Raw genomic sequence first — 11,771 nt, forward strand, 5'->3', positions numbered from 1 at the left:
GGAGGGCGCTGGTTTCAATTACAGGACAGAGGCATGGCCGTTGTAGATAACGCCCGCTTCGGCGTCGATCGTCAGGTCCTGACCGTCCCCGATATCGCTGACCGCGTTTTTCACGCCGACGATGACCGGGATGCCCACATTCAATCCGACGACCGCCGCGTGGCTGGTCAGTCCGCCTTCCTCGGTGATGATGCCCGCGCACTGCTCGATTGCCGGCATCATGTCCCGGTCCGTTCCGTATGTGACGATGATCTTGCCGGTCATGTCACGGGCGGTTGCCTCTTCCGCACTGCGGACGACGGCAGCCTGCCCGAAGGCGACGGCTTTCCCGATGCCCTGGCCTTTTGCCAGCAGATCGCCGATCACATGGATTTTCATCAGGTTCGTCGTGCCGGCTTCGCCGACCGGCACGCCCGCAGTGATGATCACCACATCCCCGTGGGTGACGTATTTATGCTTGATGCTTTCTTCCACGGATATTTCCAGGATGCTGTCGATCGAGGACACGCGTTCGCCGACAATCGGATACACGCCCCAGACAAGCGTCAGCCTGCGCGAGCACCGGTCGGAAGCCGTGACGGCGATGATCGGGCAGCCAGGGCGATACTTGGCGATCATCTTGGCGGTCTGCCCGCTTTCCGTCGGTGCAAGCACAGCCTTGACGTTCAGGTTGACGGCCGTGTAAGCCGCCGCCTGGCCGATCGCCTCGGTCATGTTTCCTTCTTTTTCACGGCGCCGGCTCGAAATGACGGAACGGTAGTCAACCGCCGCCTCTGCGGTCTTGGCAATCCGGTCCATCGTCAGGACCGACTCGACCGGGTACTGGCCTGCCGCCGTTTCTCCCGACAGCATGATGGCGTCAGAGCCGTCAAGGATGGCGTTCGCCACATCGCTTGCTTCCGCGCGGGTCGGGCGCGGATTGCGCTGCATGGAATCGAGCATCTGCGTTGCCGTGATGACCGGCTTGCCGGCCTGGTTGCACTTCTCGATCATCTGCTTTTGCACAATCGGGACTTCCTCCGCCGGAATCTCCACTCCGAGATCCCCCCGGGCCACCATCAGACCGTCCGAGACGGCGATGATTGCGTCCAGATTGTCGACGCCTTCCCGGTTTTCGATTTTCGGGATGATCTGGATATGACCGCCGTCGTTGTTCTCCAGAAGATGGCGGATTTCCATGACATCCGACGGCCTGCGGACGAATGAAGCGGCGATGAAGTCGAGGCCGTTCCGGATCCCGAACAGGATGTCATTCGCATCTTTTTCCGTGATGCCCGGAAGCTGGACAGACACGCCGGGGACGTTGACCCCTTTTTTGTCCTTCAGGGTTCCCGCATTTTTGACGACCGTGTGGATGAGGCCTGCCGCGCGGTCGGTGCCGGTCACTTCGAGTTCGATCAGGCCGTCATCCAGCAGAATGACGGAGCCGAGATGCACATCCTCGATCAGCCGGTCGTAGGAGACGGAGAACACTTCATGGTTGCCGAGGACCTCGTGCATGGAGACGGCAATCTCCTGGCCGTTTTCCAGCTCGACCTTGCCGCCTTCCATTTTGTGCGTGCGGATTTCCGGGCCTTTCGTGTCGAGCAGGATGCCGACTACGCGGTTTTTCCGCTTTGCCGCTTCCCGGATATTCCGGATGCGCGAAAGGTGCTCTTCATGGTCCCCGTGCGAAAAGTTGAGGCGGGCGACGTTCATCCCCGCATCAATGAGTTTTTCCAGGGTTTCGGGCGACTCGCTCGCCGGCCCGATCGTGCATACGATTTTCGTCTTTCTCAACATGATCCGCCCCAATCCGTTAAATCGATAGTTCTTTTGAAAGATCGAACAGGGCCAGGTCCTTGTTCTCCCTTTCATCGAACACTTCCGTTAGTGGATAGTCTATCACTGTATGGTCTCTCATGCCAACGGCAACCCCTGCCCTGCCGGCAATCAGGGCCTCGACCGCCCGTGCCCCGAACCTGGAGGCGAGGACGCGGTCCCTTCCGGACGGCGTGCCGCCGCGCTGAATGTGTCCGAGAACGGAAACCCTCGTCTCGATCCCCGCCACGTCCATCAGCTTTCCGGCCAGTTCCTGTGCGGTCATGACTCCTTCGGCCACGATCAGGATACTATGTTTTTTGCCCCGGTCCGTTCCCTGCCGGAGCCGGTTCACGATTTCAGCCGGATCATGCGGCCGCTCGGGGATGAGGATCGTCTCGGCTCCTCCCGCAACCCCGGCCCAAAGCGCAAGATCACCCGCGTCCCGGCCCATCACTTCGATGATGAACGTCCGTTCATGGGAAGTGGCGGTGTCCCGGATTTTGTCGATGGCGTCGATGACCGTGTTGAGCGCCGTGTCGAAGCCGAGGGTGTAGTCGGTGCCGTTGATATCATTGTCGATGGTCCCCGGAACGCCGACGCACGGGAAGCCCGCCCGGGACAGCTCGAGCGCTCCCCTGAATGATCCGTCGCCGCCGATGACGACCAGTCCTTCAATGCCGTGGTGCCTGAGCTGGCGCAGGCCCTTCTCCCTGCCTTCGGGCGTCTTGAACTCCGGGCAGCGGGAAGAACGCAGCATCGTTCCGCCCCGCTGGATGATGTCCCCGACGGAACCCGCCCAGAGCGGTTCGATTTTCCCGTCCATCAGCCCCTGGTAACCGTTATAGATGCCGGAAACTTCGAGGCCTTCATAGATGCCTTTCCGGACAACCGCCCGGATTGCCGCATTCATGCCGGGCGCATCTCCTCCGCTCGTCATCACTGCAATCTTTTTCATGGCACGGTCCTCCCTTTCAGTCTCTCCTATTGCTCAAAGACGCCGATTTTGCGGAATTTCTCATAGCGGTCCTGCACGAGATCGTCCGGGGTCATGGCCGTGAGTGCAGACAGCGATCCGCGGAGCGTGCTGCGGATCTCTTCCGCCTGAGCGCTTGCATCCCGGTGGGCGCCGCCCATCACTTCAGGGATGATGTCGTCGATGATTTCCATCTCCTTGAGGTCGCCTGCGGTGATTTTCATCGCTTCCGCAGCCTGCTTGGCAAGCGTGGCGTCTTTCCACAGGATCGACGCTGCCCCCTCTGGTGAAATGACCGAGTAGGTCGAGTTCTCGAGCATATAGATCCGATTGGCCACTCCAAGCCCGAGCGCTCCTCCGCTCCCGCCTTCGCCGATGACGACGCTGATGACCGGCACGTTCAAGCCCGCCATCTCGACGAGGTTGCGCGCAATCGCCTCGCTCTGGCCGCGCTCTTCCGCCGCACGTCCGGGATAGGCTCCCTTCGTGTCAATGAAGCAGATGATCGGACGGCCGAACTTCTCCGCCTGCTTCATAAGGCGGAGCGCCTTCCGGTAGCCTTCCGGATGGGGCATGCCGAAGTTCCGGCGGATATTTTCCTTCGTATCTTTCCCACGCTGGTGGCCGATCACGGTCACGGGCGTTTCTTCGAATGCAGCGATGCCGCCGACGATCGCCGCGTCGTCCCCGTAGTTCCGGTCTCCGTGAAGTTCAAAGAAGTCCGTGAACAGGTGACCGACGTAATCGAGCGTTGTCGGGCGCTCCGGATGGCGGGCGACCTGGACCCGGTCCCATGGCTCCATGTTTCCGTAAACTTCTTGCTCCAGGCGTGCGAGCCGGCCCTCCAGCTGCTCGATCTCTCCGCTCATATCGACATGCGCTTCATCGGTGATCCCTTTCAGCTCTTCAATTTTCTCTCGGAGCCGGATGACCGGCTCTTCAAACGGCAATGGCTTCACCATGTCAGCGGGCCTCCTTTCCGTGGAACCGGATGAGCGTCGAGAGGACATGCCTCATCTCTCCCCTGTGGACGACGGCATCCAGCTGGCCGTGCTCCAGCAGGAATTCCGCCGTCTGGAAGTCTTCGGGAAGCTTTTCGCGCACCGTCTGTTCGATGACCCGGCGTCCCGCAAAGCCGATGAGCGCCTTCGGTTCGGCGAGATTGATGTCGCCGACAGAGGCGAAGCTTGCGGAAACCCCGCCCGTCGTCGGATGGGTCATGACCGAGATGAAGAGAAGTCCCCGGTCCGCATGCCGCGACAAGGCGACGCTCGTCTTTGCCATCTGCATGAGTGACAAGACGCCTTCCTGCATGCGCGCTCCGCCGCTTGCCGTGAAGATCATGAACGGGATGCCTTCCTCCGTTGCCCTTTCAACCGCACGAGTGATTTTTTCGCCGACTACCGATCCCATGGAACCCATTCGGAAATGGGCATCCATGATGGCGACGGCCGTCCGCCTGCCGTCAATTTCCCCGATTCCGGTCAGGACCGCTTCATTCAGGCCGGTCTTTTCAACGTCCGCGTTCACTTTTTCCGTGTAGGACGGGAAGTTCAGCGGGTTCGAGGTTTTCAGGTCTTCATCCATCGGGCTGAACGACTCCTCATCGAAGAGGCAGTCGACCCGCTCCCAAGCGGTCATCTTCATGTGATGATCGCAATTCGGGCACACTTTATTGCATTTCAGAAGATCTTTCGTCAGGATGATCTTCTTGCACTCCGGGCACTTCGTCATGATGCCCTCCGGCACGTCCTTTGAAGCTTCGGACGGAACCGTATAATAGCGTTTCTTGTTTTTCTTGAACATCTCTCGGATGATGGCCAATTCTGTTCCCCCTTTACCCGTGTACCATTCCGGCCCAGCGCGTGTAGGCATCCGCCGCAGCCGCGCTGTTGCCATTTTTGATGGCCAGGATCATTTCTCGGATGACGGGCCGCTCCGGCGGTTCCGCGTCTCCTTCATATGGTGTTTTCGCATAGGCATTCAATAAGTACCAGATTTTCAATGAAAGCCGGTTCCCGGCAGCGACGAGGATTTCCCGGATGATATCCTCCCGCCGGACCGGACGATCCGATGACACTGCCGCTTCCAGGCTGTCCCATAACGGAAGCTCCCGGATTTCCGGGCCGGCCGCCGCCCGCTGCACCGCATCCTTTTCATGGATCTGCATGGTCAGGCGGACATCTTCGAGGGATTTCGGCTCCTGCATGATGAAGGCCGCCAGCACATCCACGAGCTGGTGCTGACGGTAATCCGACAGAAATGTGCCTTCGCCGCGCCTCGTCTCGATGAGGCCCAGCAGCTCCAGGCTCCGGAGTGCTTCCCTGATGGTCGAGCGCCCGGCGCCGAGCCTTTCTGCCAGAACCCGTTCCGACGGCAGTTTTTCACCTGTCCGGATATTCTCATTCCGGATGAGCGTGCGCAATTCCTGCACGATTTCAAGAAACATCTTCCGGGACGGTTTTGTCTCCTCCATCCTCGCGCTCCTTCTATTCCAGTTATTTGAAAGTGGTCTGACCACTCATTGTTCAAGCATAACGCAAAGGAAAAAATGAGTAAAGAAAAAACTGTACAGTCGACTGTACAGTTTCTAGCCGTCCAGCTGCTTGACGACGAGCTGGATCCGGCCGTTGCGGCGCTCTGAAGTGCCCGAGGCGACGACGCCCGCCCCTTCGGCGAGCAGCCGGTTGAACTTTGTATATTCACCCGGGAAGAGCGTGCACGGCATCTCCCCCGTGTCGTCCTGCAGGGTCAGAAACGCCATCGCTTCTCCCTTCTTCGTCCGGATCCGCTTGATGTCGAGGATGATGCCGGCAACCGTCAGCCTGCCTGAAGGCCTGTCAAGAGAGCCGATGTCGGCGAATTCCCCGGGCCGTTCCTGCTTGAGCCTTGCCGACGGGTGTTCGGACAGGTAAAACCCGAGCACTTCCCGCTCATACTGGAGCCGCAGGGAGTCCGGCAGCTCTCCGGCTTTGGAATATTTCTGGCGGCCGAACGTATCCGGATCACCGCCGAACAAGTCTTCATCCTCATCCGGCCGGACCAGTTCCGCGTAGGACTCCGCCGCGCCGATCGAAGCGAGCAGCACCGCCCGGTCGGGATGGAATTCATCCAGCGCCCCCGCCTTTGCGAGCGGTTCGACGGCGGACCGCGTGAAGTGGACGGCCGAAAGCGCCGCCGCCATCTCGAAGAGGTCGTCCCATTTTCCAGACCGCTTCCTCACGTCAAGGAGCTTCCGGATGAACGGCGAGGGGACCCCCTTCACGGCGGAGAGACCCAGGCGGATCGCCCCGGCCTCAACCCGGCAGGCATACCCGCTCCGGAGGACGGACGGCGGAAGGATGACGAGCCCTTTCCTCCTCGCCTCCATGACGATCCTGGAAGTCCGGTCCGGATCTCCGGAAGACTGGGACAAAAGCGCCGCATAGAAATAAGCAGGTTCATTCGCCTTAAGCCAGGCGAGCCGGAAGGAGATGAGCGAATAAGCGACTGCGTGGCTTTTCGGAAAGCCGTAATCCGCAAATTTCACGATGTACTCATACACCTTGAGCGCCGCGTTGCGGTCATGGCCGAGCCCGGCGGCTCCCTCAAGGAAATGGTCGCGCTCCCGCTCAAGCACGTCGCGTTTCTTTTTGCTGACTGCCCGGCGGAGAATATCCGCCTCTCCCATCGAAAAGCCGGCCATGCGGACCGCAATCTGCATGATCTGTTCCTGATAAACGATGATTCCGTATGTTTCTGCCAGCACCGGGTCGACGTCCGGATGGATGGACGGGACCGGTTCACGGCCGTGCATTCTCCGTTCGAAAACCGGGATGTTCTCCATCGGGCCCGGCCGATACAGGGCGGTGATCGCGTAAATGTCCCGGAAACTGCCCGGCCTGAGCCTGCGGAGCGTATCCCGCATCCCGTCTGATTCGAACTGGAAGATCCCGGTCATGTCGCCCTCCTGGAAAAGACGGATGGCGGCGGGATCATCGAGCGGAATCCGTTCGAAGTCGAGGAATTCGTTCCGGTCATGGAAGATCATGGCGCGCATCCGTTCGAGCAGCGTCAGGTTCCGGAGGCCGAGAAAGTCCATTTTCAGGAGTCCGCGCTCTTCGACCTCCTTCATCGGCCACTGGGTGAGCCAGACGCCGTCCGACCCGGCCTCGACCGGCACCGCCTCAATCAGCGGGACAGGAGACAGGACGACGCCCGCCGCGTGGGTCGAGGCGTTCCGCGGGATTCCCTCAATTGCCAGCGCGGCCTTCAGCCATTTCCGGCGCATCGGCTCCTCTCCTGCCCACTCCGCCAGGGGAGAGCCCGGCTCCGCCGCACGGGCGAGAGTTGTTCCCGGCCGGCTCGGGATCATCTTCGATATGTTCCGCTGTTCCTCTTCGGGGAAGCCGAAGATCCGGGCAGTGCTCCGGGCGGCGGCCTTGGCGGAAAGCGTCCCGAATGTAATGATCTGCGCGACATATTCCCGCCCGTATTTATGAGCCACATACTTGATCACTTCGTGGCGCCGGTGGTCGGCAAAGTCCACATCGATATCCGGCATCGTCACCCGCTCGGGATTCAGGAATCGCTCGAAGATCAAACCGTATTCGAGCGGATCGACGTCTGTGATCCCGAGTGAAAATGCTACGAGAGAGCCTGCGGAGGAGCCCCGCCCCGGTCCCGTCAGGATTCCTTTCGATTCCGCAAAGGCGATAAAATCCGCGACGATCAGGAAGTAATCGGAGTAGCCCATCTCGGCGATGACCCCGAGCTCATGTTCAAGCCGCTCTCGGTAATCGGGCGGAACCTCCCCGATCCGGCGGCCGAGGCCGGCGAGACAATCGGCGCGGAGACGCTCGTCCGCGGTCTGCTCCCCTTCAATCGGAAATGCCGGCATCAGTCTTTCCGGGGCGGGCATCGTGTCCGCGCAGGAGAGAAGAAATTCGGCAGAGGCCTCGACCCATTCCGGCCGGTCGCCGAAACGCGCGGCCAGCTCGCCTTCCGTCGGCAGGGATGCTTCGGGGTCTTCACCCTCTCCCGCTTCCGAAAGCTTTTCACCTTGCGCGATGAGGCGTGCCACCCGGAAGGCGAATGCCTCTTCGCGGCCGACATACCGGGCAACGGACACCGCACAGATCGGGACCCCGAACGTCTCCGCAAACGAGACGAACGCCGGTTCCGACGGATGCGGATGGCTTCCGCGCCTGGAAATCCCTGCGATCATCCGCCCGGTTCCGACCGCCTCCAGCACATCCTGCATGGCCAAAACCGGATCCCCCTCCTCCATGGAGGCGGGATCCGGCACGAACAGGCAGCCTTCCCTGTATCCCTTCGCCCACTGGAGCGGAAGGGCAGAACGTTCCTGGACGGAGAGCGCGCTCGTGATTTTGACGAGGTTGCGGTATCCCCGGTCATCTTTCGCGTAGATGAAAGCCGGGAGTTCCCCCGTCTCTGCGGCGATCCGGACCGAAAGGCCGATCACCGGGCGGATGCCCGCCGCCCGCATGGCCTTGGCGAACGGGAGGGCGCCGTACAGACGGGTGTTGACGAGCCCGGCTGCGGCGGCACCTCTTTCTTTCAGCGCGGCGGCGAGCCGCTCCGTCCGGATGAGGCTCTGGAGCGGATCATCAGAAGTCATGATTTGTCCCAATCCGAATGCCATCCCCTCACCCCCTTCACTATCGGCAGATTTCGCGGAGCGCCTGCGCCGCCTCTTCCGCCGTTGCCCAGTCTTTCGCGGATGCACCGGCAGCCAGCGCATGGCCCCCGCCTCCGAACCGCTTGGCGATCGTGTTGACGACCGGCCCCTTGGAACGGAAACGAAGCCGGATCTGATCCGGTTCCTCCACTTTGAACAGCCAGGCCTTGATGCCTTTCACGATACCGGGTGCCCCGACCAGCTTTGCCGTGTCCTCCGGCGTCACGCCGAACCGCTCCATCGTTTCGGACGTGATGCGGATGACGGCCGCCCCGTTTTCATCCATCTCCATATTTTGATAGATGTAGCCGTTCAGCTTGAGAAGCGCGGCATCCATCTCGAACATGGAATCATACAGGGCCGTCCTGTCAAAGTCATGGCTGATCAGATCCGCCGCCGCCCGGAATGTGTCCGGAGAGGCGGAAGGATAGACGAAACGTCCGGTGTCGCCGACGATGCCCGCAAACAGAAGCCGGGCGGCAACGTCGGTCAGCGTCCATCCGCGGTAAGCCGCCCCTTCCCTCGCCAGGTCATAAATCATCTCGCTGGTCGAGCTCATCGCGGGGAGGACCCATCTCATATCCCCGTATCGGTCTTCATCCGGATGATGGTCGATTTTCAAAAGCTCTGCTCCTTCGCGGTACCGGCAACCGTCGATCCTCTCCGTATTGGCGGTGTCGGTCACGATGACGAGGGCGCCCTCATAGGCTCCGCCGGGAACAAGTTCCGGACGGCCCAGGTATCCGAGTGACGGATCATGGGTGCCGGCGGCGAAAACCCGTTTCTCCGGATAATTGGCCCGGATCAGTTCTTTCAGGCCGAGCTGGGAACCGTACGCATCCGGATCCGGCCTGACATGCCGGTGGATGATAATGGTTTCGTATTGTTCGAGTTTGTCGATGATTTGTCGCTTCATGGGATTTTGCCTCCAGAATCGGTGATTTCCGTTCGCTTTCAGGCCGGATCCGATATACAATAAGGACAGTTTTGCTTGCAACGGAGGGATTTAATGAATATTGTGCTCATTGCGCTGATCGTCTTTTCCGCGATCGCGTATCTTTACTTTAAGACGAAGCAGTTCCGGACAACGCTCACCGCCCAGCGGAAGTACTTCTCGAGCAGCGCATCGGCAGCGCTCGGTGCCCTGCTCATCACGTTTGGCGCCAACCAGCTGTTCCTTTTCCGCGGCGCGGCGACTTACATCATTTCGGCAATTTTTATCTTGCTCGGGCTTTATGTATTTATTTTCAATATGAAGGCCCGCCGCCATTACGCCGGTTTCCTGGAGGAGGAGCGGCGCCTGAACGAAAAGTGATGCACGTTGAGTGCATCACTTTTTTTATCGTTCAAACACCTGGAACATCATCATCGCTTTGCCGACGAGCATCTCTCCGCTATAGACGGTGAAGTCCATCTTCGCAAAGTGGCGGCTCATGTCGAGAAGTTCCGGCTCCACGCGGATTTCGCTTCCAAGCTGCACGTGTTTCATGAAGTAGACCGTCATGTTCTCGACGACGCTTTCCCCGCGCTTGCGCCGTTTCAGCAGATGGTCGGCAGACTCCGACAGCATGATCGTCAGGGCCCCGTGGGAAAGCGAGCCGAGGGGGTTCGTCATCCTCGGGGTCACCGTAAACTTGAAGGAAGACTCCCCGTCAGGCCCGTCTTCCATCTGGGAACGGACGAGGTCTTCCATCGTCTCCCCCTGATGAGGCTGGCGCTGGGCCACCTGGAGGGCCTTCAAAACGTCCTGCCGGCTGATCACGCCGCGGAGGATATCTCCCGATGAGACGACCGGCATGAGGTCGATGCCTTCCCAGATCATCCGGTGCGCGGCGGAAGCGACGCTCATCTTCATGTTCGCCGAGATCGGCTTTTGCGTCATGACCCGCTCGATCGGCACACTGCCGTCGGTTCCGATGACGTCCTTGGCCGTCACGATGCCGACGAGCCGGCCGTTTTTCGTCGTGACGGGAAATGCCCCGTGCGAGGTCGTGCGGTTGCTCGCATGAAAGTCCGAAACATGGTCGCCGACGTCCAGCGTGGCGGTCACGTCAACGGGAACGACAATGTCCTCGACAAGCAGAATCTCCTTTTCGATCAGCTGGTCGTAGATGGCGCGGTTGATCATCGTCGCCACCGTAAAGGTGTCATAACTCGTCGAAATGACGGGCAGCTCCACTTCATCCGCCAGCTTCTTCACTTCTTCGGACGCATCGAACCCGCCCGTGATCAGGACGGCCGCTCCGGCCTTCAGTGCATTGCCATGGACTTTCAGCCGGTTTCCGACAATGAGCAGGCTTCCCGGATCGGTGTAGCGCATCATGTCTTCCATCTGCATCGCGCCGATGACGAATTTGGTGAGTGTCTTATGCAGCCCGTCGCGTCCGCCGAGCACCTGCCCGTCGACGATGTTCACAACTTCCGCGAACGTGAGCCGCTCGATGTTCTCTTTTCGTTTCTGTTCAATCCGGATCGTCCCGACCCGCTCGATCGTATTGACCAGTTTGCGGTTTTCCGCTTCCTTGATGGCGCGGTAGGCCGTCCCCTCGCTCACGCTCATCTCCCGGGCGATCCGGCGGACGGAAATCTTGTCCCCGACCGGAAGGCCCTCGATGAAGCGCAGGATCAATTCATGTTTTGTTGCCACGTCGTCACCTTTTTCCCAACCGATTTCTAACACCATCTTACCACAACTAAAGCGGAGGGCGGTTGGTCAGGGGCGACAGGCATCAGACGGTCTGCGGGAAAAGTGAATGTGATTACAATCGGCTGTCCTCCGATAACACTCAGCCCTGTTCCGATTACACTCGGGTGCCTTCCGCTTACACTCAAGCCCACTCCGATTACACTCGCCTCATCAAGCGCCAAATTATGCCCAATTCTCTGTGGATTTTATTCTTCGATTGGTGAACATCCTCTGATTTTCCCGGCTGGAGAAGATATTTGATAACGCACCGGGGATTTACGCCGGCAACAGGATGAGTCGTCCGGATTCGCCCTTGAGTCGTCCGCTTCCGGGCCCGAGTCGGTCGGATCCCGGCCTGAGTCGTCCGCTTTCGCCCCCGAGTCGTCCAGGTTTTTATTTCCATCGGCATGTCGCCGGATAAACAGCCAAACTTTCCCGCACTCCCCTTCGAAACTAGGCATGACGAAGGCCGGCAGTCCGCTGCCGGCCTTCCAAAGACTTAATGATCTTATAGGTCGATGCCTTCGCCGGCTTTCAGGATCCGGACGTCGGTTCCTTCCGCCATCTTCCTGAACTGCTCAGGATCCTGCTTGATCGGCGGGGATGTGTCGTAATGGACCGGCACGGCG

9 protein-coding genes are annotated in these 11,771 nt (G+C 59.9%); 1 reads left to right on the forward strand and 8 read right to left on the reverse strand.

Features of this window, described 5'->3' with window-relative positions:
• Window positions 1–18: 18 nt before the first annotated feature.
• The 7 genes from pyk to BN1189_RS15140 form a co-directional block, all read right to left on the reverse strand.
• Window positions 19–1,779: a pyruvate kinase gene (gene pyk / locus BN1189_RS15110; protein WP_040229149.1), complete on the reverse strand. Its 1,761-nt coding sequence runs from the start codon at window positions 1,777–1,779 to the stop codon at window positions 19–21.
• Between the two features lie 19 nt (window positions 1,780–1,798).
• The gene (gene pfkA / locus BN1189_RS15115; RefSeq protein WP_040229150.1) at window positions 1,799–2,758 is read right to left on the reverse strand and encodes a 6-phosphofructokinase; all 960 of its coding nucleotides are present in this window, start codon (window positions 2,756–2,758) and stop codon (window positions 1,799–1,801) included.
• A gap of 26 nt (window positions 2,759–2,784) precedes the next feature.
• Entirely contained in the window at window positions 2,785–3,738 is a 954-nt protein-coding gene (gene accA, locus BN1189_RS15120) for an acetyl-CoA carboxylase carboxyl transferase subunit alpha (RefSeq protein ID WP_040229151.1), read from the reverse strand.
• A 1-nt stretch (window position 3,739) separates the two neighbouring features.
• Complete coding sequence (accD, locus tag BN1189_RS15125; protein ID WP_179860988.1) at window positions 3,740–4,582, reverse strand: acetyl-CoA carboxylase, carboxyltransferase subunit beta; 843 nt, start codon at window positions 4,580–4,582, stop codon at window positions 3,740–3,742.
• Window positions 4,583–4,613: 31 nt separating this feature from the next.
• Window positions 4,614–5,252, reverse strand: a complete 639-nt coding sequence (locus BN1189_RS15130) for a FadR/GntR family transcriptional regulator (protein ID WP_040229154.1) — start codon at window positions 5,250–5,252, stop codon at window positions 4,614–4,616.
• A 114-nt stretch (window positions 5,253–5,366) separates the two neighbouring features.
• Entirely contained in the window at window positions 5,367–8,420 is a 3,054-nt protein-coding gene (locus BN1189_RS15135) for a DNA polymerase III subunit alpha (RefSeq protein ID WP_040229156.1), read from the reverse strand.
• A gap of 16 nt (window positions 8,421–8,436) precedes the next feature.
• Window positions 8,437–9,372 carry a DHH family phosphoesterase gene (locus BN1189_RS15140; RefSeq protein WP_040229158.1) on the reverse strand — a complete coding sequence of 312 codons (936 nt, stop codon included), beginning with the start codon at window positions 9,370–9,372 and terminating at the stop codon, window positions 8,437–8,439.
• Between the two features lie 93 nt (window positions 9,373–9,465).
• On the opposite strand from BN1189_RS15140, the gene BN1189_RS15145 reads away from it, so the two are divergent.
• On the forward strand, window positions 9,466–9,771 hold the full coding sequence (locus tag BN1189_RS15145) for a YtpI family protein (protein WP_040229160.1): 306 nt from the start codon (window positions 9,466–9,468) through the stop codon (window positions 9,769–9,771).
• A 24-nt stretch (window positions 9,772–9,795) separates the two neighbouring features.
• Here the strand turns inward: BN1189_RS15145 and BN1189_RS15150 are convergent, their stop codons facing one another.
• Window positions 9,796–11,103: a DRTGG domain-containing protein gene (locus BN1189_RS15150; protein WP_040229162.1), complete on the reverse strand. Its 1,308-nt coding sequence runs from the start codon at window positions 11,101–11,103 to the stop codon at window positions 9,796–9,798.
• Window positions 11,104–11,771: the final 668 nt, after the last annotated feature.

The sequence above is a fragment of the Bhargavaea cecembensis genome (genome assembly GCF_000826125.2).
Classification (GTDB): Bacteria; Bacillota; Bacilli; order Bacillales_A; family Planococcaceae; genus Bhargavaea; species Bhargavaea cecembensis_B.